Origin of the sequence: Vibrio sp. HS-50-1 (assembly GCF_024747315.1) — a bacterium.
Taxonomy (GTDB): Bacteria; Pseudomonadota; Gammaproteobacteria; order Enterobacterales; family Vibrionaceae; genus Vibrio; species Vibrio diabolicus.
In genome coordinates this window covers 1-26,982 of the sequence record NZ_JAMPZF010000024.1, presented here as the reverse complement: position 1 = coordinate 26,982, position 26,982 = coordinate 1, and the positions used below count along the sequence as shown (strand labels likewise).

General features: G+C 45.1%; 24 protein-coding genes and 4 tRNA genes. 15 read left to right on the top strand and 13 right to left on the bottom strand.

The annotated features are described in order from the left end of the window. Nucleotides 1-53 precede the first annotated feature (53 nt). The gene (locus tag NDJ01_RS09780; RefSeq protein WP_012842058.1) at nt 54-647 is read right to left on the bottom strand and encodes a DUF2057 domain-containing protein; all 594 of its coding nucleotides are present in this window, start codon (nt 645-647) and stop codon (nt 54-56) included. Nucleotides 648-772: 125 nt separating this feature from the next. Continuing rightward, nucleotides 773-1,894, bottom strand: a complete 1,122-nt coding sequence (gene chiP, locus NDJ01_RS09775) for a chitoporin (RefSeq protein WP_258586641.1) — start codon at nt 1,892-1,894, stop codon at nt 773-775. Nucleotides 1,895-2,373: 479 nt separating this feature from the next. Here chiP and NDJ01_RS09770 point away from each other — a divergent pair, with 479 nt between their 5' ends. Together NDJ01_RS09770 and NDJ01_RS09765 are read left to right on the top strand one after the other, a co-directional pair. After that, nucleotides 2,374-5,103: a heavy metal translocating P-type ATPase gene (locus tag NDJ01_RS09770; RefSeq protein ID WP_258586640.1), complete on the top strand. Its 2,730-nt coding sequence runs from the start codon at nt 2,374-2,376 to the stop codon at nt 5,101-5,103. 21 nt (nt 5,104-5,124) lie between these two features. Further along, nucleotides 5,125-5,577, top strand: a complete 453-nt coding sequence (locus NDJ01_RS09765; RefSeq protein WP_139060052.1) for a DUF411 domain-containing protein — start codon at nt 5,125-5,127, stop codon at nt 5,575-5,577. A 55-nt stretch (nt 5,578-5,632) separates the two neighbouring features. On the opposite strand, the gene NDJ01_RS09760 is transcribed toward NDJ01_RS09765, so the two are convergent. Together NDJ01_RS09760 and NDJ01_RS09755 are read right to left on the bottom strand one after the other, a co-directional pair. Next, nucleotides 5,633-6,325 (bottom strand): oligogalacturonate-specific porin KdgM family protein, encoded by a 693-nt coding sequence (locus tag NDJ01_RS09760; protein ID WP_005382004.1) that lies wholly within the window; start codon nt 6,323-6,325, stop codon nt 5,633-5,635. Nucleotides 6,326-6,763: 438 nt separating this feature from the next. Beyond that, a complete protein-coding gene (locus tag NDJ01_RS09755; protein WP_258586639.1) occupies nt 6,764-9,415 on the bottom strand; it encodes a beta-N-acetylhexosaminidase in 2,652 nt (883 codons plus the stop codon). Nucleotides 9,416-9,909: 494 nt separating this feature from the next. Here NDJ01_RS09755 and NDJ01_RS09750 point away from each other — a divergent pair, with 494 nt between their 5' ends. Then, nucleotides 9,910-10,782, top strand: a complete 873-nt coding sequence (locus tag NDJ01_RS09750) for a TraB/GumN family protein (RefSeq protein WP_006743037.1) — start codon at nt 9,910-9,912, stop codon at nt 10,780-10,782. A 127-nt stretch (nt 10,783-10,909) separates the two neighbouring features. Further along, the gene (locus NDJ01_RS09745) at nt 10,910-11,332 is read left to right on the top strand and encodes a hypothetical protein (protein ID WP_048626110.1); all 423 of its coding nucleotides are present in this window, start codon (nt 10,910-10,912) and stop codon (nt 11,330-11,332) included. A 184-nt stretch (nt 11,333-11,516) separates the two neighbouring features. On the opposite strand, the gene NDJ01_RS09740 is transcribed toward NDJ01_RS09745, so the two are convergent. Beyond that, nucleotides 11,517-11,593, bottom strand: a tRNA-Pro gene (locus NDJ01_RS09740). 260 nt (nt 11,594-11,853) lie between these two features. Here NDJ01_RS09740 and NDJ01_RS09735 point away from each other — a divergent pair. The 3 genes from NDJ01_RS09735 to rluF all read left to right on the top strand — a co-directional run bounded on the left by NDJ01_RS09735 (nt 11,854) and on the right by rluF (nt 13,961). Next, complete coding sequence (locus tag NDJ01_RS09735) at nt 11,854-11,994, top strand: DUF3149 domain-containing protein (protein WP_005382236.1); 141 nt, start codon at nt 11,854-11,856, stop codon at nt 11,992-11,994. Nucleotides 11,995-12,126: 132 nt separating this feature from the next. Continuing rightward, a complete protein-coding gene (smrA, locus tag NDJ01_RS09730; RefSeq protein ID WP_005393162.1) occupies nt 12,127-12,708 on the top strand; it encodes a DNA endonuclease SmrA in 582 nt (193 codons plus the stop codon). Nucleotides 12,709-12,803: 95 nt separating this feature from the next. Then, entirely contained in the window at nt 12,804-13,961 is a 1,158-nt protein-coding gene (rluF, locus tag NDJ01_RS09725; RefSeq protein ID WP_006743334.1) for a 23S rRNA pseudouridine(2604) synthase RluF, read from the top strand. A gap of 68 nt (nt 13,962-14,029) precedes the next feature. On the opposite strand, the gene ybaK is transcribed toward rluF, so the two are convergent. From ybaK to hemA, 8 genes are all read right to left on the bottom strand, one after another. After that, complete coding sequence (gene ybaK, locus NDJ01_RS09720) at nt 14,030-14,503, bottom strand: Cys-tRNA(Pro) deacylase (RefSeq protein WP_085342950.1); 474 nt, start codon at nt 14,501-14,503, stop codon at nt 14,030-14,032. 102 nt (nt 14,504-14,605) lie between these two features. Continuing rightward, the gene (gene ushA, locus NDJ01_RS09715; RefSeq protein WP_203346573.1) at nt 14,606-16,288 is read right to left on the bottom strand and encodes a bifunctional UDP-sugar hydrolase/5'-nucleotidase UshA; all 1,683 of its coding nucleotides are present in this window, start codon (nt 16,286-16,288) and stop codon (nt 14,606-14,608) included. 151 nt (nt 16,289-16,439) lie between these two features. Further along, a complete protein-coding gene (kdsA, locus tag NDJ01_RS09710) occupies nt 16,440-17,291 on the bottom strand; it encodes a 3-deoxy-8-phosphooctulonate synthase (protein WP_005384095.1) in 852 nt (283 codons plus the stop codon). 53 nt (nt 17,292-17,344) lie between these two features. Next, entirely contained in the window at nt 17,345-18,154 is an 810-nt protein-coding gene (locus NDJ01_RS09705; RefSeq protein ID WP_258586638.1) for a SirB1 family protein, read from the bottom strand. A 6-nt stretch (nt 18,155-18,160) separates the two neighbouring features. Continuing rightward, nucleotides 18,161-18,544, bottom strand: a complete 384-nt coding sequence (locus tag NDJ01_RS09700) for a SirB2 family protein (protein WP_258586637.1) — start codon at nt 18,542-18,544, stop codon at nt 18,161-18,163. A gap of 40 nt (nt 18,545-18,584) precedes the next feature. Then, complete coding sequence (gene prmC, locus NDJ01_RS09695) at nt 18,585-19,439, bottom strand: peptide chain release factor N(5)-glutamine methyltransferase (protein ID WP_258586636.1); 855 nt, start codon at nt 19,437-19,439, stop codon at nt 18,585-18,587. A gap of 3 nt (nt 19,440-19,442) precedes the next feature. Further along, nucleotides 19,443-20,531 carry a peptide chain release factor 1 gene (gene prfA, locus NDJ01_RS09690; protein ID WP_005382222.1) on the bottom strand — a complete coding sequence of 363 codons (1,089 nt, stop codon included), beginning with the start codon at nt 20,529-20,531 and terminating at the stop codon, nt 19,443-19,445. Between the two features lie 29 nt (nt 20,532-20,560). Continuing rightward, complete coding sequence (gene hemA, locus NDJ01_RS09685; RefSeq protein WP_005384104.1) at nt 20,561-21,817, bottom strand: glutamyl-tRNA reductase; 1,257 nt, start codon at nt 21,815-21,817, stop codon at nt 20,561-20,563. Between the two features lie 161 nt (nt 21,818-21,978). Between hemA and lolB the strand changes: the two genes are divergently transcribed. The 8 genes from lolB to NDJ01_RS09645 all read left to right on the top strand — a co-directional run bounded on the left by lolB (nt 21,979) and on the right by NDJ01_RS09645 (nt 26,858). After that, nucleotides 21,979-22,590, top strand: coding sequence for a lipoprotein insertase outer membrane protein LolB (lolB, locus tag NDJ01_RS09680; protein WP_258586635.1), 612 nt, complete (start codon nt 21,979-21,981; stop codon nt 22,588-22,590). Then, nucleotides 22,587-23,459, top strand: coding sequence for a 4-(cytidine 5'-diphospho)-2-C-methyl-D-erythritol kinase (gene ispE, locus NDJ01_RS09675; protein WP_005393173.1), 873 nt, complete (start codon nt 22,587-22,589; stop codon nt 23,457-23,459). The genes lolB and ispE overlap by 4 nt, the downstream gene beginning before the upstream one ends. 27 nt (nt 23,460-23,486) lie before the next feature. Continuing rightward, complete coding sequence (locus NDJ01_RS09670) at nt 23,487-24,431, top strand: ribose-phosphate pyrophosphokinase (protein ID WP_005393176.1); 945 nt, start codon at nt 23,487-23,489, stop codon at nt 24,429-24,431. Nucleotides 24,432-24,582: 151 nt separating this feature from the next. After that, nucleotides 24,583-25,173 carry an aminoacyl-tRNA hydrolase gene (gene pth, locus NDJ01_RS09665; RefSeq protein WP_005384112.1) on the top strand — a complete coding sequence of 197 codons (591 nt, stop codon included), beginning with the start codon at nt 24,583-24,585 and terminating at the stop codon, nt 25,171-25,173. Nucleotides 25,174-25,183: 10 nt separating this feature from the next. After that, nucleotides 25,184-26,275, top strand: coding sequence for a redox-regulated ATPase YchF (ychF, locus tag NDJ01_RS09660; protein ID WP_005393178.1), 1,092 nt, complete (start codon nt 25,184-25,186; stop codon nt 26,273-26,275). A gap of 284 nt (nt 26,276-26,559) precedes the next feature. Next, nucleotides 26,560-26,636: transfer RNA gene (locus NDJ01_RS09655), tRNA-Met, on the top strand. Between the two features lie 40 nt (nt 26,637-26,676). Further along, nucleotides 26,677-26,761 (top strand) — tRNA-Leu (locus NDJ01_RS09650). A gap of 20 nt (nt 26,762-26,781) precedes the next feature. Next, nucleotides 26,782-26,858, top strand: a tRNA-Met gene (locus NDJ01_RS09645). The last annotated feature ends 124 nt before the right edge of the window (nt 26,859-26,982 follow it).

Sequence of the window (26,982 nt, the reverse complement as noted above, 5' to 3'; positions counted from 1 at the left end):
CAGCACCAATAAAGGTACTGCCCTCCTATTTACTGTTAAAGTGCAGAACGAAATTACTTCAGGTTACGCATCGCCCATTGCATAAATTCTTGCTGCTCTTCACGGCTTAACTCATTAAACGATGCTTTGATTGTTTTGGTTTCCGCCGGAGAAGACGCAATGCTTGCCTTGGTCGATTCTTTGTTCATTGCATTGTTATAGTCAGCCACTTCTCGCTCGTAATCACGAAAACCTTGCAAGCCACCTTTACGAAGTTGAACCATAGAGAATGCCACTTCTTTTCCGTGTTTGTCTTTCAATACCACTTTGGGATCGAGTTCAAAAGCTTTCGCTTCTTCGATGGTACGGAACGCTTTGTAAGTCAGCGATAGTTCGGCGTCTTTTTCTGCTTCAAACTCTAATACCAGTGGCTGCGAATCGAACTTACGGCGCTTGCCATCTTCAAAGACAATTTGTCCAACCGTCACCGCCAACTGATTTTCTCCGTCCTTCAGCTCGATGCTGTTATTTTTGGAAATCCACTCAGGGTACACGAACTCACCGTTGAGAACGCGAGGAACCAGTTCAGCTTGCAGAGTCAGTTGAGCAGCAAAAGCAGGCGCAGAAAGCATTGCGCAAAGTCCGAGAAGTGTCGTTGTTTTTTTCATCGTGGTTTCTCACTTTATACCAATTTAGATAAGCCTCTGAAACTTACAGGCCAGTCATTCCAAAGGCTTATTTGAATCAGTATCAAGACAAAAAGGGCGTTTCCGCCCTTTTAGCTTCTTCTTTATTAGAAGTAGTATTCAACACCCACAGAGAACTCATCGTAGTCCGCAGATTTCCAACGCGTTTCTGTTGGTTTATCCAGTTGATATGCACCGTCGCCAAAGTCTAGAGTACGAGCACGTACGTAAAGCACTGCTGATGGGTCTACGAAGTACATAACTTGTGCAGATAGTACATCGTCTGCTGTATCGTTAATTGTCTTACCATCACGCTCTAGATCAAAGTTCGCTGCGTAAGCCAGTTTGTATTGCCAATCACCTGTGGTGTACATGATAGCGGCAGACATTGCGTCTTGCTTCTCACTCACGCCATTGCTTGCGTCAGCTTCCATGTATTTGTATTGCGCGAAGAAAGAAATACCGTTATCAAACCAGCCTTGAGCACCCACCAAGTATGTGTTGTTTTCCCACATTTGGCCTTCCATCTTAATGTTACGGTTACCCTCGTATGCGGCATCTAACTGAATTGGACCAATTTTGTAGTGCGCTGCGATACCACCCCAGTAATCATCACCTTCACCCAGACCCGCTTTGTCACCTGCACCAGCCGCAATATCTAGAGAGAATTTGTCTGCATACATTGGGGAGTCCCAACGAATGGTGTTTGATTGACGGTCTTGATACTTAGCACCACCAATTGCACCACCCCAGTCGTAAACGTCACCGAGACCTGGGTTAGATGCAGGCCAGTCAACCAATTCGTACATCGGTGTTAATACACGACCTAAACGAACTTGACCCCAAGATGCACTTTCAAAACCGACGAATGTGTCACGTTCACCAAGACCTGCACCCTCGCCGCCAAAGCTAGGGTCAACGTAACCACCTTCGATTTGCCAAATAAAAGTAGGACCGAAGTTAGCAAATTGTTTTTTACCGCGGAAACCGATGCGAGATTCGTTGTTTAGCTGCATGCCACCTAGATCATCGTCCGTTGCTTTGTTGCCAGAATCGTAATCGCGGTACGCGGCCTGCATCGCGATGATCCCGTAAACTTCATAAGAGAATGAATCTTTGGTTAGGAACTCTTTTGCTGCGTCACTGTTTGCACCATCAGCAAATGCAGCACCACTGAACATCATGCCTGTGATTGCCGTAGCAAGTAGGCTTTTCTTTAGGTAAGACATTTTTAACCCCTATATTTTTTAGTTTTTTCCATTTTCAAATTCGCTAACTAGGACATGGCAGGAACTTGAAACAATGTTTGGACGGGGCAAATATGACAAACTTTTTTCGCACTAAAAAACTTTCCCTACAGCAATCTGAGCGACTTCAAAATGAGAAGATCAAAAACAATATAAATACTTAATAATCAAATAATTAAGTTCAAATATAAAAAGTTAAAAACGTTAAAAGCACTTCTTGACACTGAACTGACATTGAGAGCATCTTAAAAGCGTGAGCGACTTCATTCATCTTTTAGGTGTTTTAACGGAACTTTATATTCAGAGAGAAAAAACCTTGAGATCACTCGCAAGTAAAATGGCAGTGAACTTTTGTGATTCAAGCGATTTTGACGAAATTGTTGAGAACAAAAAATGGGTATTGACCTTACCCTTGCAGGAAGGTTTAAGCTCAATGTATCACTATTATTGAGGTGCAGATTATGTATCAGTTTGTCATACCTTTATCAGGGCTCAACTGCATGGGCTGTGCGAGAAAAGTTGAGAAGGCTTTACATGCGAATCACGATGTAGAGATCCTCACTTTGTCCCCAACGCAAGTCGAGGTCAAAACCGAGTCCTCTCTCAAAGAGCTTGTCTCATCAATTGAATCTCTTGGTTACCAAGCAGGAAATCAGTACGAGTTAAACCTTTCAGGCTTAAGCTGCGGCGGCTGCGTGAAAAAACTCTCGTCTTTATTAGACTCTCATCAAGACGTTATTTCTTTCGAGGCTTCAACAACGCACTTAGAGATTCGTACCCTACTCTCCGAGCAACAAGTCATTGAGCTAGTTGCTAGCTTGGGCTATACGGCCAACAATAACGCTGTTACTGATAACTCAGTTGCTGAAGAGCAAAAGGCAATCACTCCCGATCAACGCCAAAGCCAGACACATCAAAGCGAAAAAGGCGACCAAGCAACGCCTGACGAGCAACCAGCAGGCACGGCTCAACTACAGATGTTGATTCAAGGTATGACCTGTGCAAGCTGTGTCGCATCAGTAGAAAAAGCCCTTACTAATGTACAAGGGGTTGAAAAAGCTCAGGTAAACCTCGCAGAACAAAGCGCACTGGTGTTTGTGACTGAAGACTCAGATTCGTTACATCAATCTATTTTGCAATCTGTCAAACAAGCGGGTTACCAAGGCGAGGTTTTACAAGACGCCACGACACAGCAAGAAAAGCAAGCGCAGCAACAACGTCAACAGCAAAAACGCTTTAAGTTGGATGCAATTGCCGGCCTTGTTGTGGGTGCCCCTTTGATGATTTGGGGTGTTGCTGGTGGCAACATGATGATTCGCAACACCAATGACCAATTGGTTTGGGGCGCGATCGGTATTGTGTGTTTGCTGCTGCTTGCCACTGCCGGAAAACAGTTCTTTAGTAACGCTTGGTTAGCGGCCACTCACAAGCGCGCCACGATGGATACCTTAGTTGCGCTTGGTACTGGCGCAGCGTGGTTCTATTCTATGCTTGTGGTAATTTTCCCAGATTGGTTCCCAATGGCATCTCGTCATGTTTACTTCGAAGCCAGCGCGATGATCATTGGTTTGATTTCACTTGGCCACTATATAGAAGCCAAAGCGAAAGCAAACACAACGCGCTCGCTTCAGGCTTTGGTGAACTTACAGCCTCAACAAGCGACCGTCATCACTGAGCAAGGTGATAAACAAATCGCGGTAGAAGAAATCACTTTAGGAATGAAGTTACGTATCAAGCCGGGAGAGAAAGTGCCCGTCGACGGTACGGTAATCAATGGTGAATCGTATATCGATGAGTCCATGCTAACTGGTGAACCCGTTCCTGTATTAAAAGCACAAGAGGCTCATGTATCCGCAGGGACATTGAATACCGACGGCTCTCTCACTATAGAGGCTACCGGAATCGGCGCTAATACGATGCTCGCACGTATTATTCGTATGGTGCGCAGCGCTCAGAGCAGTAAGCCTGCCATCGCGAAATTGGCAGACCAGATTTCATCGGTGTTTGTCCCTGTCGTTGTAGGCATAGCAATATTGGCAGCGCTTGTTTGGTTTGCCGTTGGCCCAGAGCCAAAAGCGAGCTATATGCTGGTGGTCACCACAACCGTACTTATCATCGCCTGCCCTTGTGCTCTAGGCTTAGCAACCCCACTTTCTGTTACGGTGGGAGTGGGTAAAGCCGCAGAACTCGGCATTTTGATCAAAGATGCTGATGCCCTGCAGCTAGCGAGTAAAATAGATACGGTTGTGTTCGATAAAACAGGCACGCTTACCCAAGGTAAACCAAGTGTGCAGCAAGTGTTTACTCACACCACCAGCCAAGAAGAGCTGTTGGGGTTAGCGTACGCCGCCGAGCGTCAGTCAGAGCACCCACTAGCAAAAGCGGTATGCGACTTTGCTAATCAGCACGACACACAAGAAGTGACTCTCGATAAATTTGAAAACGTTCGCGGACGCGGCATTTTGGCAACGTATCAAGGTAAACCGCTGCTTATTGGCTCGCTTCAATTTATGCAAGCGGAAAACGTTGCAACAGAGGCTCTTCAGGATGCAATTGACGAATGCGCTCAGAATGCATGGACTCCGGTTTCCGTTGCGCTCGATGGTGAGTTAGTCGGCCTGATCGCCATTGCTGACCCAATCAAATCGGATGCAAAACACGCGCTCTCTGCATTAAAATCGCAAGGCATCAAAACGGTAATGCTAACGGGTGACAACCAACACGTAGCCAACGCTATCGGTCAAGAACTTGGTATTGATGAAGTAATCGCTCAAGTAATGCCAGATGAGAAAGCTCAGCACATTGAGCAACTTCAATCCCAAGGCCATGTTGTGGCAATGGTGGGGGATGGCATTAACGACGCCCCTGCTCTCGCGTTAGCCAACCTTGGTATTGCAATGGGTAGCGGCAGTGATGTCGCCATTGAAAGTTCGCAAATGACCATCCTTAACACGTCACCAATGGCGGTGGTACATGCGATTGAACTGTCGCGCGCTACACTTAAAAACATGAAGCAAAACCTATTTGGTGCCTTCGTTTATAACTCACTGGGGATCCCTGTTGCCGCAGGCGTACTTTATCCTGCATTTGGATTTTTACTCAGCCCAGTTGTCGCAGGTGCGGCAATGGCGCTGTCATCTATTACTGTCGTTAGTAATGCAAATCGACTACGACTTTTTTCAGTAAAATAACCACTTATATTTGAGGCTATTATGAAGTTGAAATTATTGACCTTTGCAATGCTTGCGACCGCATCCGCCAACGTATTGGCAGCTGATGTCATTAACCACAAATCGCCATACTGCGGCTGCTGTGGTGAATGGACAAAACACATGGAAGAGAACGGATTTACGGTCGAAGAGAAATTGCACGATGACATGAACGCCATAAAACGCGATCTAGGCATCAAGAACGAACAGCTTTACTCTTGCCACACAGCAGAAATCAACGGCTATGTGTTCGAAGGTCACATTCCAGCCGAAGACATTAAAGCATTCTTAGAAAATCCACCACGTAACGCAAAAGGGCTCTCGGTACCGGGCATGCCAATGGGTTCCCCTGGTATGGAGTATGGCGATAAAAAAGACAGCTACACTGTTTACGCCTTTAACGAAAAAGGCCAAGTGTTCGAATATAGCCACCACGAAGGCAACGACAACAAATAACAAGAAAGCCCAGCAAATCAATTGCTGGGCTTTTTCTTAATGGACAAATATAAGATTAGAAGCCGTAAGAGGCACCAAATACAAACGCATTGTTAACTAGGCTATCACCACTTGCGTTTTCTGCACCGTGTGCTTGGCTACGGAACTCAAAGTAAGGCTGAACACCTTTACGTGTCCACGTTGCGCGAAGCTCGTGGTCCATGGTTTCCGCTTCAATCATGTAGACGTTGTTGTAGCTTAGCGTCACATCTTCATTCATCACGTAACCAATACGGTTATCCATGCGGTAATCTGTATCCGCATCTGCGTCTGTCGCATCAATATGCGCACGAGTACGGTTACTTAAGGAGATACCGTTATCGAAGTTGTAACCGATCTTAACCAATGGACGGTACTGTACGTTCTCGCCAGCAGAGAACAAATGTTGGTAACCCGCTGCAACCCATAAATGATCGGTAATGTTAAATGACTGCTCACCACCCACAGTGATTGCTGGTGTTGTGTTACCCGCGCCACCGTTTTCTGTTTCCAGTTTACCCAGCTGAATACCATCAAACTCGGTGTAAACCGTAAAGCCACCAAATTGGTTATCAAAAGTATGACCAGCTTCCAGTGTAGACGTAACGTCCGAACCATGGATTCGACCATCATCGTGGAATTGAACGTTACCTGTTACGTAAGAAGAACCAGCAAAAGCGCTAGAAGCGAAAGCGAGAGAAAGAGCACTCAGTGCAAAAATGTTTTTCATAATTACTGCCTTTATTTATTCACGTTATGCGACGGTTTTAAAGGGCTTCTCTTCCCTCTTATCGCAAACTTTGGAATGTGCCTCCTTGGCGATCGCAATATTGTTCCAATTAATTCGCGATGGAAAATAAAACATTTTAAAAAGTGATCTTGTTCAAACCGACGCTCAACAACCCTGATAAAAGCATGGTAAATACAGGCACTTACCGTATTTTTCTATAATAATTCAAAAAATAGAAGTGTGATCATAAACAGGTAATTTGTTGATATTTAGCAGATTAAGTCGATCCAGTTCACAATAACCCTGACCATTACAAGCTAAAACTTATTTATCAATGAAAAATAATTAGACATTGGTCACACTTAATTTCCCTTAAAAATAAAGAAACCCTCAACATAACATTGAGGGTTTGCTTAAATTTAGCTGAGAGGATTAAGGTTATTTCACGCTAGTTACTCGGCTTGCTCTTTCCCCTGTCGCCGATACAGATCGGATAAACACTTCTCCTTTCACACTTGGACGAGCATTGTCTGCGTAAGTCAGCCAGTTTTGACCGTCTAACGAGTATTGTAGTTCAATGCCAGGGAACTGAACGTTCATAGCTAGCTTGCCGTTTTCTACTTTCGCACCAGGAATTGGAAGGCGGTAGTCGATACCAGATTTTTCTAGCTTAGCCAGTTCACGTTGGCCAAGTACGTTCGCAAAGCGGTTGTAGTCTTGGTTTAGCGATGCTTTATCAACTAGGTTAGAGTTTTGCGAGTACTCAACACCCACTTTGTAGTCATTCTCCCAATCTGCACGGTGCCATGCACGCTCTGCGGCTGCAAGTACGCGAGGAAATACCATGTACTCGTATTGCTCGTCGTTACGTACTGTCTCAGACCAAAGCTGTGCTGATAGACCGTAGAAAGGTTTCGCTTCGATTTCACCTTTACCAGTAAAGCCGTTGCCATCGCGGTCTAAAGAGGTTTCTGCGTTCTGAGGCATGTTCTCTGGTGCAAAGCCAAACATCTTACGCGTATCGGTTGCACGTGTTGCCCAGTAGTAACCACGCTCTTTCGGATCAACTTCGTATGGCATGTCCATGTACACATAGTCAGGGTTAGAAACGATCACGTCGTAACCTTTCTCGGACCACTCGTACACTGATGATGTACCACCCCAGTAAAGAACGTCCCAGAAGTTAACACGCGTATTTTCTGTTGCGAATGCTTTCTCACCTTCGCTGTATTTCAAACCATCTTGCCATGCTTGGAAGTTTGGAATGCCTTTCTCAGCAACTAATTTTGATACTTCTTGTGCAAAATGACTCGGTAGGTGAGCAAAATCGCTCACTGTACCGTCTGCGATTAACGCCTGACACTGTGGAGATTGCGCGAATGGCTTGTCTTGTTTCGACAGATCAATCGTGCCTTTCCAGCTTACTTTGTCTTCTGCGTTAACGTCTTGGAAACCAGCGCCAAGCTTAATGTTCTTCGCTTCATCACCACCAAAGTGCCATGTCGTTAGCGGTGCCCCAGCTTCAGCGTGCATTGCTGCCACTTCTGAAATCACTTTATCTACAAAGCGAGTGGAAGATTCCATACACGGGTTGATAAAACTTTGCTTATCGTAGAACTGAACCGTAGTGACATTAGAAGCATCTTGAGGATCCATCAGGCGGTATTCATTCGCTTCAGCTTCCTTACCTTCTTCCATCAGGCGGTCGTAACGTGCTTCCATTGATACTACCGCTGCACGCGCGTGTGCTGGCATATCGATTTCGGGAATGACTTCAATGTTACGCGCTTTCGCGTATTTCAAGATTTCCACGTAGTCTGTTTTACTGAAGTAGCCAGAGCCAAAGTTGTCTGTCGTTGGACCGGAACCAAGCTGAGGCAGTACGCAGCTTTTCTCTTGTGTATCGAAACAACGATTAGCGCCAACCTCTGTCAGCTCAGGTAGGCCTGGGATTTCTAAACGCCAGCCTTCATCATCGGTTAGGTGAAGGTGAAGTTTGTTCATCTTGTACGCTGCCATTTGGTCTAGCGTTGCGAGAATGGCGTCTTTAGAGTGGAAGTTACGAGCCACATCCACCATCACACCACGGTAATCAAAGCGCGGTGCATCTTGGATAGACAGTTGTGGTAGAGAATCAGCATTTTGGCTATCTACCAGGCCAAAGATAGATTGTACTGCGTAGAAAGCACCTGCTTGGTCAAACGCTTTAATCGCAATACCATCGCCTTTGATGCTCATCTCGTAAGCACCAGATTTTGCCAATTCACCGGTGAAGTCTGCAGGAACAACAGTGATGCTTACAGGAAGATCACCACGAACATCCACACCTACCACTTCTGCACGATCTTGAATTGCTGCGAATTGAGTCGCATCGAATGCGTCTATAGGCAGCGCAATACCCGCCGCGATATCTACTGTACCTTTGCCTGCTTCAACCGACATTGGCGTTGGTAGTAACGTGGTTGATACGTCTTGTTTTGCTAGGTCTTCGTTCTTCTCGAAACGAGACACAGCGTTTGCAAATACGTTGTTGTCATCTGGCGTACGTTTTAGGTTGTTACCTTCAAGGCCAGTCACGAAAGATGCAACGTCTTCTGTGTTAAGAGAAGCGATCATCTTAGGTTCTGCGTTTGGTGCAGCCACGAAAGCGCCTGGCATAAAGTCGGTTTCAAATAACTGCCAGTATTCGCCAATTAGTGGAAGTACCACTTCTTCGCCCGCCGCAAAGCCATCAAACTTATCTGTTGGTTCCAGTTTGTGTAGGTCACCCGTTACACGAGAAATTTTGAACTGATCATTATCTACATCCAAAATCAGACGAATGCTGTGGAAATAGATAGCCCAATCTTTAGAGTTAACCGCTTCACCTTGGTTAACTAGCGTCATGTTCACCTTGTTACAAGAAGCCCACTCAGCCCCTAAATCCTGACAAGCAAGACCTTCGTTTGCACCGTGGTTAGTCAACACTTGGTATTGAATATCAAGGCTATTAGCCAGTGAATTTACAACTTGTTGCTCAGAGCTTTGCAGAGCAGAGCAACCTGCTAATGTGGTGATAACAGAAACAGCAATCAGACTAGGTTTAAACATCTTACTTCCCCAAAAAAGTCAGTGGTTCAAAACGACAATGATAAAAATCGCGGCTCCTCAAATGCGAGGGGCCTAACAGTTGCATTCAACATACAACCAGTTATTTCTAAGCGTAAAATAAATAGAAATAGGAAGTGATCTAGTTCAAAAAATGATACTCAGCAAAAACCATAAAAACTTAACTTTCATGAAGTTACAAGCCACGTCAAAATCGAACAACTTGTTTTGACGAGTTTGCTGCGATCTAGGTCACTAATATTCATGAGTTACGACTGATTTTGTAAGATTTGGATCACGCCTAATTATTTTGTGAACCATTAGTAAGCGAATGACCTATTTATCTTTCGTGAAGTGACTCTCATTTATTCATCGTCAAAACTCGTCAATATTTTTAGAAATGACGATTTTGTCGAATATCCCCACTAGAGAAATTGCACTTAACCTCAAGCATTTTTGCGTATAAAGTTTAAAGGTACTTACCTGAGGACCATTCTATGTTTCGTCTCTTGACACTCATATCATCCCTACTTGTTGCCTTTGCTCCCTTTTCCTCTTATGCAGAACCGCAACATTGGTTAGCAAAAAAAGGGGAAACCGAGCTGATGATCATTGGCTCTGTGCATGTGGGCGATAAAACGATGTACCCGCTCCCTAAAACTATTACTCAGCACTTAAGCCAAAGCGCTGGATTGATTATCGAAGCTGATGTCAGAAACTCTGAAGGTTTGGTTTACCCACAAACAACCATTCTTTCTAAAGATGTTTTAGACAAGGCTCAACGTCGCCACTTAGTCGAGATAGCACAAGATTTAGGGTTGCCAGAAACTCAACTTTTGAATTCTCCACCATGGACGGCTGCATTAACCATCCAACTCGCTTTAGTCAACAAACTGGGGTATGTCTCTGATAAAGGGGTCGACATGCACTTAATAGGACTCGCTGATAAAAAACAAATCCCGGTCATTCCACTGGAGTCCGTGCAATTCCAAATTGATTTAATAGCAGGTCAATCAGAAGGCGGTAAAGAGATGCTCCTCTCGTCAATTGAAGAATATGACGGTGGGGAAGAATTGGTTCAGTGTTTGATAGAAAGCTGGAAGAGCGGTGATGGTAGTATGTTGGTCGAGGCATCATTAACCGATCAAGCAACAGAAGATTTTAATCAGGCTTTCTTATATGAGCGCAATCGAGATTGGGCAAAAAAACTTGATACTGGCAGTGTCCTACCTCAACGTTCGGGTCGCTATACCGTTGTTGTCGGCAGTTTGCATCTAGTTGGTAAAGATAATCTGATTGAGCTGCTTAAAAAAAGGGGCTTTGACATAAAACCACTCGGTAAAACCCGCCAAGCTAGGTGCCATATTTAGAAATTTATTTGAAGGCAGCCAGCCTCATCAATGATGAATAGCAAGGCATCACGCTAACACGATCACTGACAATGGTTTACTCCTCTGCTAAAACGACTCTAACCTATGTGGATACATAATAACTCATATGAAATTTAAAGCTTTATTCCTATGCGTGAGCAGTATGATGCTCACTTCATCGCTTGCTTATGCTAAACCGTCATGTAACGTAGAAAATTTTCAAGCTATTGATATAACCCCGGAAGCAAAAGGCGGGGTACTAGATAAAGAGAGTGGCCAGTTTCTTATTACCGAAAAACCAATGATGCGTTGTGCGAACATCACTTTTTCCACTAACCATACCCGAAATCGCGTCGCACATATGATGAATCAAGGCTTTGAAGCTGTTTACTTTGATGGAAGCTCGAGCAAATCTCACTCTGTCACGTTTGATGAAGACGAACTAAAAGCAGGTTACATCAAAGTTGGTCCAAACCATCCAAAGACCGCTTATGTTTGCTTCACAACGTCTGAAACTCCTATCAGCACTATCTCGTGTGACATCAAGTAATAAATTTACTCGCTCTAAAAAATGAAAAGGCCCTACATCTCTGTAGAGCCTTCCTCTCAATACGTGTCGGTGAAGTGCCATATTCTAACGTCAGGTGAACCCATTTGGCTCGATACTATTGAAGTCTAAAATTACTAGCGCTAAAAACGACGAAAGCCTGCTCATTGAGCAGGCTTTCTAAAATTGGTCGGTGAAGAGGGATTCGAACCCCCGACCCTCTGGTCCCAAACCAGATGCGCTACCAAACTGCGCTATTCACCGAGATGTTTAACTGAGGACTTGTCCCCGTCAACGAATGCGTATATTACGGATTCTGAACTGTGACGCAAGTGCTTTTTACAAAAAAACCTTAGGTCTTAATTCGTTTGATGAATAACTGAACACTAGCACGTAAAATGTGACTGATAACTCACAACAAAATACAGTTTATTAACCTTAGCAACATAATTGATCCAGATCAGTGTGCAACAAGGCACTGCCATTTAGTTTTATGCCTGTCGGGAACATCTTGGAGGAAACGTATGGACTTTTGGCTTGATCTCCTATTTGGTAATGCAGTGGGTCTATCGTCAATGATAGTAATCTTTGGGGCAATTGGTCTGATGTTATTTTACGGCGGTTTCTTCATATACAAGATCATGAACGACAAATCTCCTCACTAGATCTCGCTTAGCTCTAGAAACGCTTTGCACCGGAGTCGGTTACTTGCCTACTCCGGTTTTTTATTTGATCTCAATGCACCACTCATTGATATAATCCTATTATTCCTCCCTGTTCTTAATGAGATTACTACTATGTCTCACGATGACGATTTTGATCTGTTCCAACAGATGATGGGCGATGTAAAGCCGATCACTCAAGACACCGCCGAACACAAAAAAGTACACCAAGTAACCGAAGCGCAGCTCGCCAAGAGAGAAGCGGCAATCTGGCTAACAGAAGATGACCCAGAATACCTGTCACTTGATCACGCAGAAATGCTGAAACCAGAGGACTTTGTTGAGTTTAAACGTGATGGCGTACAAGACGGGGTTTACCGGAAGCTTCGTCTTGGCAAATATCCAATCCAAGCACGCCTAGATCTGCATCGTAAAACATTGAAAGAAGCTCGTGATGAAGTCGTAAAGTTTTTAAAACAGTGCCTATCAATGGACATACGAACGGTCGTTATTGTCCACGGCCGAGGAGAACGCTCAAATCCACCAGCACTAATGAAAAGCTTTGTTAGCAGCTGGCTACAACAAATCAGAGAAGTTCAGTGCGTGCATAGTGCGCAACGCTTTCACGGTGGGACCGGAGCCGTTTACGTTCTACTTAGAAAAAGTGCGGAAAAGAAATTAGAAACTCGCGAACGTCACCAAAAACGGTTGGGCTAAATTTCACCCTAATGCTAGAATGCCCGCCCTTATTCTTTCTTCCCTTTCACGGGAAGGAAACTTCATTCGCCGTTGTGAAACGTTAGGAGACAAAAATGTCACAAGACAACGCTAAACGATTAAATAAATTCATCAGTGAAACTGGCTTTTGTTCACGCCGTGAGGCAGACAGACTGATTGAACAAGGTCGTGTCACCATTAATGGAAACAAGCCTGAAATGGGAACAAAAGTACTACCTGGTGATGATGTTTGTGTGGACGGTAAGCCAGTTGCAGCAAAAGAGAAGCCGATTTATATCGCTCTCAATAAACCAACAGGCATCACCTGTACAACAGAACGAGATGTACCTGGAAACATCGTTGATTTTATCGGTCACAAAAAACGTATCTTTCCGATTGGCCGCTTGGATAAACCCTCTGATGGTCTGATTTTTTTGACCAACGATGGCGACATCGTTAACAAAATCCTCCGTGCTGGCAACAGCCACGAAAAAGAGTACGTTGTGCGCGTGGACAAACCGATTACAGGTGAGTTTCTCAAACAGATGTCGAGCGGCGTTAAGATTCTCGATACCGTCACTCTACCTTGTAAGGTAACGAAAGAGACTAAGTTCTCTTTCCGTATTGTGCTCACTCAAGGACTTAACCGCCAAATCCGTCGTATGTGTGAAGCACTAGGTTACGAAGTCTTTAAGCTTCGTCGTGTTCGAATCATGAATATCTCTCTTGACGGTATTCCGAACGGAAAATGGCGTTACTTAACTGACGATGAAGTCGCTGAGATTCTTGCTATGTGCGATGGTTCGGTGGGTACAGAAGAGGCATCTCGTGTTGACTCAAAAGGCCGCAATATTCGTAAAGCGACCGACGCGAAGTTATATGACAGCCGTGAAGAAAACCAAGACTCGGTATCTCGACGAAATCAAAAGCCACGTACCTACCGCGGAAATAACGCAGACGATTTTCGTCATGCTCCAAACTCGAAAAAAGGTCAACAAAAGCGTCGTCAGCGTGACGATGAAGGCGGACGTCCAGCTAAAGAACATTACAAAGCGAAACCACAAGGTGAACGTAGCAGACCGCAAGGCGAGCATGGAAAATCACACCGTAAACCAGATGCATCGAGCAATACGCACTCAGCAAACAAGCCTCAATCACCGAGTAAGCCTAAGCAGCATTACATGAACCCAAATGCCGCGAAGCCAAGCAAACCAGCTAAACGCACCGGTGGTACATTGAGTCTGAAGAAGTAAGTAACGCTTCTCTGACAGGCAAGATCAAAAAAGGACGCTCATGAGCGTCCTTTTTATTTGTCATGAGTTTACAGACAAAGAGGTGCAAACTGACCACGAGTTAATCCAAGCAAATCTTTCGGGGCGAGTTCAATCTCTAATCCTCTCTTCCCTGCGCTTACACAGATTGTGTCTTGCTCTGCTGCACTTTCGTGCAAAAAAGTAGGTAAGGCTTTCTTCTGCCCCAGTGGGCTAATCCCACCAACAACATAACCTGTGGTCTTTTGCGCGATTTCCGGATCAGCCATATCGGCCTTTTTGCCCTTCGCTGCTTTCGCTGCCAGTTTTAGGTTCAGCTTTTGATCAACAGGGATAATCGCAACCGCAAGGTTCTTTGGCTCGCCGTTCAAGCAGAACAGCAAGGTTTTAAATACTGTTTTCGGATCCTGCCCCAGTACTTCAGCAGCCTCCAAGCCATAACTATCGGCTCTAGGGTCGTGCTCATACTGATGAATCGTGTGTGGAATTTTTTTCTTTTTCGCAAGATTAATGGCCGGAGTCATCAAGATTCTCCTCATAAAAACAAAAAGCGCAGATTGAATTGGATCTGCGCTTTTAGTTAATGATATCAGCGAGTTTGAGTCAATCGCTTTTTCTCTGTTGGGTTACTGATCAATCGCCGTATCAACTAAATACGTGATTTCACCTGAAGGGGCATACTCATTAACATCAATAGGGCTGTGTGTTTCTAAATAATCCTTCAAAACCTCAGCATCGGTAAAACCTGTATTTACATACCCTGGATGATCGTCGATTTTAGGGTAACCATCACCACCAGCAGCATTATAGCTTGGTACGGTAAATCGGTAATTACCATCTAAGCGAAGTTGCTTATTACCAATGAACACATTGGTTACCTCACCATTATTGATACTCATCGCAATACCCGCAAACTGCGCGTAAGCTCCAGAGTCGACAGGCTTAGTTGCAACGACATTTAGGTAATCCAGTACTTCTTTGCCCGTCATATCAACGTAAGAGACCATATTGCCAAATGGCTGAACAGTCAGCACATCTTTGTAGGTAATGTCACCTGCTGCAATCGAATCGCGAACGCCGCCAGAATTCATTACGGCGAAATCTGCTTTTGCACGTTCCATATGAGCCGTTGCAATTAATCGACCTAAGTTTGTTTGCTGGTAACGAACCACACTGCGGTCACCCTCAAGCTTACCGTTAGATTCTGCAATCTTCACGTTTAGCTTGCCCTGACCTTTTTCTTGATAAGGACGAAGAAACTCAAGCATCGCTTCGTCTTGTTCAATCTCTTCTTGGATCAAAACTCGTTGCGACTGACCATCAACTTTAATTTTCTTTTTCAAGTTTACTGGGATCAGATCGTAGCTCACCATCGAGAGTTCACCATTACGAAACTCGTAATCGGCGCGTCCCACATATTTCCCCCACTCATGTGCCTGAACAATATAAGCACCATTTTGTTGATCTGGCTGACATTCATCACCCGGTTTAAAACTCTTTTTGATGACGTTTGGACCTTCCATACAAACCGGCTCTTGTGAGTGACCACCGACAATCATATCCAGATCACCTTCATTCAAATAACGAGCTAACGCTACATCACCAGGTGCATTGATGCCTCTATTGCCATTCTCATAGTGTCCCATATGTGTGACAGCAAAAATAAGGTCTGGGTACTCTGTTTCTTTCAGCTCAGCAATTAGATTCTTGGCTTCTTCTTTTGGGTCACGGAAGTCAATTTGTTCAATGAATTCAGGGTTGCCAAGTTTCGCTGTATCTTCGGTTGTAAGACCAATTACTGCAATCTTAATACCCTGTTTGTTAAACATCGCGTACGGTTGGAATAGGCGCTTGCCAGTATTTTTATCGTAAATATTGGCAGACAACATCGGAAAACTTGCCCACTCTTGCTGCTTGAAAAGCACATCCAATGGATTATCAAACTCATGATTACCTAGCGCCATCGCATCGTAACCAATTTTGCTCATGCCTTTAAAATCTGGCTCGGCATCTTGTAAATCAGACTCAGGTACTCCAGTGTTGATGTCACCACCAGAAAGCAGTAACACACTGCCCCCCTCTGCTTGTATTTCTTCACGCAAATCATCTATTAACGTTTTACGTGCCGCCATACCGTACTCGCCGTATCGATTTTGCCAAAAACGACCGTGATGATCGTTAGTGTGTAGCACGGTCAATTTATAGGTTGTATCGGCATTCCATTCTGGTGCAGGTTGCGTAGCACACCCAGCTAACGAGGCCAAAATAGCGGCACTCAACGCAGTTTTAATAATCAGACGCTGCTTCATTTATTTACCTTTTTTCTTATTGGGAGTCACTGATGCACATTCCCAGCGGCCTAGAGCCTTTACAGCAAGAAACTGAGAATGATGCGCCATCTGATAAAAAAATAGCCAACACGAGGTTGGCTATTGCATTTGATCACCAGTCATCTGGCGTTTACTTGATATCGATATCTGCAAAGCTCTTGATCAGATCATCAAGAGATTTCATTTGCGCTAGGAACGGTTCTAACTTGTCTAGCGGCAGTGCAGATGGGCCATCACAGCGTGCTTGGTCTGGGTTTGGATGCGCCTCGATAAATAGACCTGCGATGCCTGTTGCTAGACCCGCTTTCGCAAGTTCAACTGTCTGCTCACGACGACCGCCAGATGCCGCACCTGACGGATCACGCATCTGTAGTGAGTGCGTTACGTCAAAGATGATTGGGCTGCCTTTCGATGCATTTTTCATCACACCAAAGCCAAGCATGTCTACGACTAGGTTATCGTAGCCGTGGCAAGAGCCGCGCTCACATAGGATGATCTTGTCGTTACCGCATTCCGCGAACTTCTCAACGATGTTACCCACTTGACCTGGGCTCATAAATTGAGGTTTCTTCACGTTGATAACCGCACCTGTTTTTGCCATTGCTTCAACAAGGTCAGTTTGACGAGCTAGGAATGCAGGAAGCTGAATAACGTCTACCACGTCAGCGACAGGTTGAGCTTGCGCTTCAGTGTGAACGTCAGTGATGATCTTCACACCAAATGTGTCTTTTAGCTCTTGGAAGATTTTCATACCTTCTTCAAGGCCTGGGCCACGGTATGAATGAACAGAACTGCGGTTTGCTTTGTCAAACGACGCCTTAAATACGTAAGGAATGCCAAGTTTTTCCGTTACTTTTACGTAGTGCTCACAGATCTGCATCGCAAGATCACGAGACTCAAGAACGTTCATACCTGCAAATAGGGTGAATGGCTTGTCGTTAGCAACCTGAATGTCGCCGATATTAACGATTTTCTGTTCCATTTTGATTCTCTTTTTCTGTCCACGATACGCCACAGTTCGGCACATCGATAAAATTAGTGAAGTGTGACGTGCGTTTCACTCATCACATTAACTTGTGATTTTAGTAGCTCAGAAGCCGGATCGTCAGGGCATTGGTCAATAAAGTACTGAAAATCTGACACCGCCACTTGAGGGCACTCTAGCTGTTGGAAAATAAAACCACGGTCACGAATCTCGTATGGGTCATCTGGCACAAAGGTTAACGCAAGGTTCGTACAACGCAACGCCAGCGTGTAGTGCTCTTCACGTAACATCGCGCTTTTGATCAACGCTAACCAGCGACCAATAATGGTTGGATTGTCAGCTTCTTCAAAGTGTTCTGGCTTTAACTGAGCCAACGGTCCTTCTTGCCCAATAAGCCAAGCTTGGAGAATTCTTTCCCCCACATACTCACCATTAAATGGGTTAATGTAGTCTGGCTTTTTATGCATCCAATCGACTTTTAGCAGAAACTGAGTAGGGAAAGTGACTCCCTTCAACGGGAAACCCAGCTTTTTGCCTAGATATAATAAAATCGAACCTAAACTAACCGGAATACCTTTTCGGCGCTCCAACACTTTATCGATAAAGCTGTTGTCCGAAATAAAGTATTCCTGCTCGTCGCCTTTGAATCCCCACTCATGGAAAAACAGTCGTAGGAATGCATCAAATCGCTGCTCTTCACCCGTTTCATGAACAAGCGTGGCTTCCGCATCTTTATATAAACGCTCTAACTCTTGTTTCGCCCAATGTACTTTGGTTTCTGGATTAATCGCTTTATTCAACTCAAGCGCCCCTTCAACCAACGGTATATTGTCAAAATCTTCGTCAAAAAACTCTAACATGACGTCTTATCCAAATAACGTAGGGCTCTTAGACACAGCAATGTTTGCAGCCATGACCAACCAACCTAATGCGCCGAAAAAGCCAAATATCTTCAGTAGGTTGTTTTTCGCAAGCTTCAACGAGAAGAAACCGAGTGCAATGTACGCTAGTACGCAGGTGATTTTGTTTGTTAACCACGGTGCGGCATCAGTAAACGGGATGAAACCAGTAATGAAAATAAGCGCGATACCTGACACTAGCAATGCAGTATCAACGATGTGGGGAAACACTTTCAAAAAGCGATGATTTCGCTTCGGTGAGTTCATCATCATTAACACGAATCGGATCGATAATAGTGTCGCGCTGAGCGCAATCGTCACTAAGTGTATGTGTTTTAGAGCTACGTACATTTTTCTTCTCTTTTTAGTTAGTGTGTGCTGACTTCCGTGATTAACAGGCAAAACAACCGAGCGTTACTCGATCGTTACCGCCGTAATCTTTTTCCGTGGCAACTTGTTGGTAACCAAAACCACGCATTATCTCACGTACGGCATCACCCTGATCATAACCATGTTCGAATGCCAGCCAACCGCCCACTTCAAGATACTGACGAGCAAGATCCGAGATATGGCGGATATCGGCTAAACCATTCTCCTTAGCAACTAATGCAGATTTTGGCTCAAAGCGCACATCACCTTGGGATAAATGTGGATCTTTTTCATCAATATACGGCGGATTGGAGACAATTAAAGCAAACTTCGTACCCTCTGCAATAGGCTCGAACCAACTGCCTTGAGCAAAGGTCACATTTTTGATGTTTAGCTGCTCAGCATTGTACTCTGCAAGTGCTTTCGCTTCTTGCTTGAGATCTACGCCCATCACTTGACGTTTTGGCATTTCAGATGCGAGTGCGATAGCAATTGCCCCCGTCCCCGTTCCAAGATCTAAAATAGGTCCTGTTTGCTCATAGGTCTTATCGAGTGCAACTTCGACCAAACGTTCTGTATCCGGTCTTGGGATCAAGGTAGAGGGAGAAACTTTGAACGGTAGAGACCAAAACTCTCGCTCACCAATAATATAAGCGACGGGTTCACCAGCTAAACGTCGTTCAAGTAGAGCGTCAAACTGAGATTTTTGCTCTGCTTCTAATGCTTTTTCTGGCCAGGTCAGTAGATAAGTTCGTGGTTTGCCAAGGACATGGCAGAGGAGTACAGCTGCATCGAGAGAAGGCGACTCTTTGCCGCCTTCTGCCAGTTTCACCGTCGCACTTTTCAGTGCTTGCTCAATTGATTGAACTTGGCTCATCGATTAGCCGTTCTCTGCGAGCGCCGCAAGTTGGTCTGCTTGGTGCTCTTGAATCACAGGATCAATCAAGCTCTGCAGGTCACCTTCCATCACTTCGTTCAAACGGTAGATGGTCAGGTTGATGCGGTGATCAGACACACGACCTTGTGGGTAGTTGTATGTACGAATACGGTCACTACGGTCACCAGAACCTAGAAGGTTACGACGTGTATCAGACACTTCTGCGGCACGACGCTCTTCTTCCGCTTGAACGATACGAGCAGCAAGAACTGCCATCGCTTTCGCTTTGTTCTTGTGCTGTGAACGCTCGTCCTGACACTCTACTACCGTACCCGTTGGTAAGTGGGTAATACGGATTGCAGAATCCGTGGTGTTAACGTGCTGACCACCCGCGCCAGATGCACGGAACGTATCGATTTTCAGGTCTGCCGCTTTGATTTCTGGCAGATCCGCTTCTGGGATTTCCGCCATCACCGCTACGGTACATGCAGAAGTATGTACACGGCCTTGGGATTCAGTTGCAGGAACACGCTGTACACGGTGACCGCCAGACTCAAACTTCAGTACGCCGTACGCACCGTCGCCGCTCACTTTTGCGATCATCTCTTTGTAACCACCGTGTTCAGCTTCGTTTGAAGACATCACTTCGATGCGCCAGCCACGCTTTTCTGCGTACTTGCTGTACATACGGAATAGATCACCCGCGAAGATACCCGCTTCGTCGCCACCCGCACCTGCACGAATTTCTAGGAAACAGTTACGATCATCGTTCGGATCTTTTGGCAGAAGAAGAATCTGTAACTCATCAGTAAGACGCTCAATCGTCGCTTTCGCTTCTTTGATTTCTTCTTGCGCCATTTCACGCATTTCTTCGTCGTCTTCGTTTGCCATCTCTTCAGCGGCGACAAGATCTTCTTGTGCTTGTTGATAAGCTTGGAAGCACTTGGTTACTTCTTCTAGCTGAGAGTACTCTCTTGATAGAGCACGGAATTTGTCCTGATTTCCAATTACATCAGGATCACCAAGAAGATGTTGAACTTCTTCGTAACGTTCTACTAGCGTTTCTAGCTTAGTCAGAATAGAGGCTTTCATAGTGTCGTTTTCTTAATAAAAAGCGTGAGTTATAGATCATCCAAGCCGAGTGTCTGGCGGATAATCGTTAATTTTGCTGGTTCGCCTTGCTCTGCCGCACTTTGCAATGCGCGAGTTGGAGCGTGAATCAGTTTGTTGGTGAGTTTATTACTCAGCTCGCGCAGCACTTTCTCTGGATCTGCGCCCGCCGCTAAAGATTGCAAACTTTTGCTCAGTAACTCTTCACGAATTTCGTTGGCTGATTTGCGATAGTCGCGAATACTATCGACGGCTTGCAGTGAACGCAACCATGTCATAAACGCAGCGCTTTCTTCACTAACAATCGCTTCGGCTTGAATCGCTTCGACTTTACGCTGCTCAATGTTGCTGTCGATGATAGATTGCAAGTCATCAACCGAATACAAATATGCGTCGTTCAGTTCACCGACTTCCGACTCTACATCTCGCGGCACCGCAATATCGACTAACAAGATAGGTTGATGTCGGCGCTGCTTCAGAGCCGTTTCGACCATACCTTTGCCAATAATAGGCAATGGGCTCGCCGTTGAGCTAATCACGATATCCGCTTTCGCCAAATGTTCAGGAATTTCGTTCAAACTGATCACTTCTGCGCCAAATTGATCCGCTAAGCCTTGCGCACGCTCTTTAGTGCGGTTCGCGACAATCATTTTTGTGCAGCCGTTGGATGCTAAATGCTTCGCGACCAGTTCAATCGTCTCTCCCGCACCAACCAAAAGCACGGTTGAATCAGATAACGACTCAAAAATATGTTTTGCCAATGTACATGCGGCATAAGCCACGGACACAGCATTACCGCCGATATCTGTTTCTGTTCTCACACGCTTGGCGACTGAGAACGTCTTTTGAAACAGTTTATCAATTGAAGCATCGACAGCTTGATGATCTCGCGAGTCAGAAAATGCTTGTTTTACCTGCCCCAAAATTTGAGGCTCACCCAACACCAGAGAATCTAGCCCGCATGATACGCGCATCAAATGCTTAATTGCGGCTTGTTCTTCATGCACATACAAACTCGGCATTAAATCTTCGCGGCTCACTTGATGAAACTGAGCAAGCCAATCGATTAACTTATTTCGCGCTCCTTGCTTAACATCGCAGTACAACTCAGTTCGGTTACAGGTTGAAACAATCACACTGCCGTTAACCGCTTCGTGCTCTCTAAGTTGCTCGAGTGCAGGGCCGAGTTTATCCGGACCAAACGCCACCTTCTCTCGCAAGTCGACAGACGCTGTATTGTGATTGATTCCAATAGCAAGCAAGGACATCTAACGTGGTATCTCTGGGATAGGTTATAAAATAGGTCCAGAATTTTACTGTAAGCACGCATTTATTGAAAGGGTAAGCCGGATTTGTTTTCCTAACTGCGACTTTTCAATGCTATAGTTGTGAGCGATTCCCGACGAAACTGATTAATAAGCCATCAAACATGACGTTACGCTCCTTTATTCTTTTTTTCTTGTCGAGCTTACTGCTCGCTGGTTGTTCCTCCGTTCCTGAAAGTGTTACCAGCGTTGAATGGCAAGCTCATGAGCAACGACTCGAGACCATCCAAGATTTTCAAGCAACGGGAAAACTTGGTTATATTGGCCCAGACCAAAGACAAAATTTAAATTTCTACTGGAAACATTCTTCAGCACTAAGCCAGTTGCGTTTAACTACGATTCTCGGACAAACGGCATTAAAGCTCACCATCACCCCACAAGGTGCCACAGTAGAAACTTACGACGATCAGGTCCTTTCCTCTCGCAGTGCAAACCAGCTAATTTACCGTCTTACGGGGTTAATGATGCCCGTTGACCACATGCCTGACTGGCTATTAGGCCTACCGACCGATGCCGACAAATTCCAATTGTCCCCAACCAATACACTGCAAGCGTTAAACAAACAAATTGGTTTAAATGATTGGCGTATTGCTTATCAACGGTATGGCGATGTTCAATGGCATGAGCAGTCTCTACCACTGCCAAATAAGCTGAAACTCACCACTGCTGACGTCAAAATAAATCTAGTGATCACAAAATGGAACATCACCCAATGATCGAACTTTCAACCCGCTGGCCATCACCAGCGAAATTGAATCTCTTTCTATACATCAACGGTCGCACAGAAAATGGCTACCACGAGTTACAAACCTTATTCCAATTCGTCGATCACGGCGATGAACTGACCATAAAAGCCAACGAGTCTGGCGAGATCACCATTTCCCCTGAAATCGAAGGCGTTCCGCTAAAAGACAACCTAATATGGAAAGCAGCAACCGCGCTTCAAGCTTACTCAAACTGCCCTTTTGGCGCGCATATTGAGCTACAGAAAGTGCTGCCTATGGGTGGGGGCATTGGTGGGGGCTCATCGAATGCAGCTACAGCACTAGTGGCACTGAACTACTTGTGGCAACTGAATCTAACTGACGATGAACTGGCTGAAATTGGTTTAAAGTTGGGCGCAGACGTGCCCGTATTTGTGCGCGGATTTGCAGCTTTCGCTGAAGGTGTTGGCGAGAAACTCTCCCCCGCTTATCCAGAAGAAAAGTGGTATTTAGTCGTCAGACCGAATGTTTCTATCGCAACCGTCGACGTTTTTTGTCATCCAGATCTAACGCGAAACACCCCAAAACGAGATCTAGAAACACTTTTAAATACGCCAAGCGTAAACGATTGCGAAAAAATTGTACGAATGCTCTACCCAGAGGTTGATAAGCAACTTTCTTGGCTGCTACAATACGCGCCGTCAAGATTGACGGGGACAGGATCTTGCGTTTTTGCTGAATTTTCGAGCAAATCTGAAGCAGAAACTATCCTTGCACAACTCTCTGATAAAGTCTCGGCATTTGTCGCTCAAGGGCGCAATATTTCGCCATTAAAAGAGACTTTGGCTGAATACCAATCAGCCTCACACCGACCTATTTAAACTGGACGCAAACCCGAGGTTTCCACCGTGCCTGATATGAAGCTATTTGCTGGTAACGCAACACCTGAACTAGCCCAACGTATTGCTGATCGTCTTTACATCTCTCTTGGTGATGCATCTGTTTCTCGCTTTTCTGATGGCGAAGTTGCAGTTCAAATCAATGAGAATGTTCGTGGTAGCGATGTTTTCATCATTCAATCCACTTGTGCACCGACTAACGACAACCTAATGGAATTGGTTGTTATGATTGATGCAATGCGCCGTGCTTCAGCAGGCCGTATCACTGCAGTTATCCCTTACTTCGGCTACGCTCGCCAAGACCGTCGTGTACGTTCTGCGCGTGTGCCAATTACTGCAAAAGTTGTTGCTGATTTCCTATCTAACGTTGGTGTTGACCGCGTTCTAACTATCGACCTACACGCAGAGCAAATTCAAGGCTTCTTCGATGTACCTGTAGACAACATCTTCGGCACGCCAGTGCTACTTGAAGATATGCAGGCTCGCGGTCTAGATAACCCTGTTGTGGTATCTCCTGACCTAGGTGGCGTTGTTCGTGCTCGCGCAACAGCAAAAGCACTAGGCGACATCGACATCGCAATCGTAGATAAGCGTCGTCCACGTGCAAACGTTTCTGAAGTAATGAACCTAATCGGTGATGTTGAAGGTCGTGACTGTGTGATCGTTGATGACATGATCGACACAGGTGGCACACTATGTAAAGCAGCTGAAGCACTAAAAGAGCGCGGTGCTAAGCGTGTATTCGCTTACGCTACTCACGCTGTATTCTCAGGCAACGCTGCGGACAACATCAAGAACTCAGTTCTTGACCAAGTTATCGTAACTGACTCTATCTCTCTATCTAAAGAGATGGCTGCAACAGGTAAAGTGACAACACTAAGCCTATCTCGCATGCTAGCTGAAGCGATTCGTCGTATCAGCAACGAAGAGTCAATCTCTGCAATGTTCAACTAATCCGAACATTTCAGTTATACTGATTTCAAAAGCACCCCTCTTTGGGGTGTTTTTTTATTTGTACTGATAACTAGAAAATCCCTTGGTCGCCCACCGCGAGAATTCTGTGCTATCATACTGCGCTTTTTGAGATTCCAGAGAGATCCTAACCTTGAGTCAACAAATCAAACTTCTTGTTGGTCTTGCTAATCCAGGACCAGAATACGCCAGAACTCGTCACAATGCGGGCGCTTGGGTTGTAGAAGAATTAGCACGCGTTCACAACGTTACACTGAAGAACGAACCAAAGTTTTTTGGTCTAACAGGACGCATTATGGTCAATGGCCAGGATCTCCGTTTGCTTATCCCAACCACCTTCATGAATCTATCAGGTAAATCGATCGCAGCGCTTGCGAAATTTTATCAAATTAAACCTGAAGAGATCATGGTTGCTCATGACGAGCTAGACTTACCGCCAGGTGTCGCTAAGTTTAAAAAAGGTGGGGGTCACGGTGGACACAACGGTCTGCGTGACACCATTAGCAAACTGGGCAATAACAAAGATTTTTATCGTCTTCGTATTGGCATTGGTCATCCGGGACACAAAGATAAAGTGGCGGGTTTTGTATTAGGTAAAGCGCCAGCTAAAGAGCAAGAGCTTTTAGATGCAGCAGCTGATGAGGCTGTTCGTTGTCTAGATATCCTGATTAAGGATGGCCTATCTAAAGCACAAAATCGCCTCCACACGTTCAAAGCTGAATAAGGTTACTATCATGGGTTTTAAATGTGGCATCGTTGGTCTACCTAACGTAGGTAAATCAACTCTGTTCAACGCACTAACTAAAGCGGGTATCGAAGCAGCAAACTTCCCGTTCTGTACCATTGAACCAAACACTGGTGTGGTTCCTGTGCCAGATCTACGTCTAGACGCACTAGCTAAGATCGTTAACCCACAGAGAGTTCTTCCAACGACGATGGAGTTCGTGGACATCGCTGGTCTTGTTGCTGGTGCATCACGTGGTGAAGGTTTAGGTAACAAATTCCTAGCTAACATCCGTGAAACAGACGCGATTGGCCACGTTGTACGCTGTTTTGAAAACGAAAACATTGTTCACGTTTCAGGTAAAGTTTCACCTATCGAAGATATCGAAGTGATCAACCTTGAACTTGCAATGGCTGACCTTGATTCTTGTGAGCGAGCGATTCAACGTAACGCGAAGAAGGCAAAAGGCGGCGATAAAGACGCAAAATTTGAACTAACCGTACTAGAAAAACTGTTACCAGTACTAACTGAAGGCGGCATGGCACGCACAGTTGAGCTATCTAAAGAAGAGTTAGCAGCAATCGGCTACCTAAACTTCCTAACACTGAAGCCAACTATGTACATTGCAAACGTAAACGAAGATGGCTTCGAAAATAACCCATATCTAGATGCGGTTCGTGAGTTCGCAGAAAAAGAAAACAATGTCGTTGTACCTGTATGTGCAGCTATCGAATCTGAACTATCTGAACTAGAAGATGAAGATCGCGAAGAATTCCTAGCGGATATGGGGATCGAAGAACCGGGGCTGAACCGTGTAATTCGCTCTGGCTACGAGCTACTGACTCTACACACCTACTTCACGGCGGGTGTTAAAGAAGTACGTGCGTGGACAATCCCTGTTGGTGCAACTGCGCCTCAGGCGGCAGGTAAGATCCACACTGACTTCGAGAAAGGCTTTATTCGTGCAGAAGTAGTCGGTTACGACGATTTCATCCAATTCAATGGTGAAAATGGCGCAAAAGACGCAGGTAAATGGCGTCTAGAAGGTAAAGACTACATCGTAAAAGATGGTGATGTTGTACACTTCCGCTTCAATGTTTAATTAAATGAATGAATTTTAAACACTTCATTCACACTAAAAGCCAGCTGCTAAGCTGGCTTTTTTAATACCTTAAGTAAATGAGCAAAAATAAATTACCTAACTGCAAGCTAATTTATTTCCAGTTTTAGATCATAAACACGCCTCTTTGTTTAAAAAGGAAGCGAACGAGGTTTTTTCCGAAATTTATTAAAAAAAACTGTTGACGGATCTCACTCAACTTCGCATAATGCGCGCCGTTCCCAACGACAAGGCAACAAAGCGTTGAGAGCAAAAAATATGGTTTTGGCTACGTAGCTCAGCTGGTTAGAGCACATCACTCATAATGATGGGGTCACAGGTTCGAATCCCGTCGTAGCCACCATTCCTAAGTGTTCTTTTTATCAGAGCAATTAGGAATAGATGCGGAAGTGGCGGAATTGGTAGACGCACCAGATTTAGGTTCTGGCGCCGCAAGGTGTGAGAGTTCAAGTCTCTCCTTCCGCACCATATTTTAAATAGTTAAAGATGGCTACGTAGCTCAGCTGGTTAGAGCACATCACTCATAATGATGGGGTCACAGGTTCGAATCCCGTCGTAGCCACCATGAACAACGTTATTTAGGTTTTTACCAATTACCTTGATAACTACAGAATAAGTTGCGGAAGTGGCGGAATTGGTAGACGCACCAGATTTAGGTTCTGGCGCCGCAAGGTGTGAGAGTTCAAGTC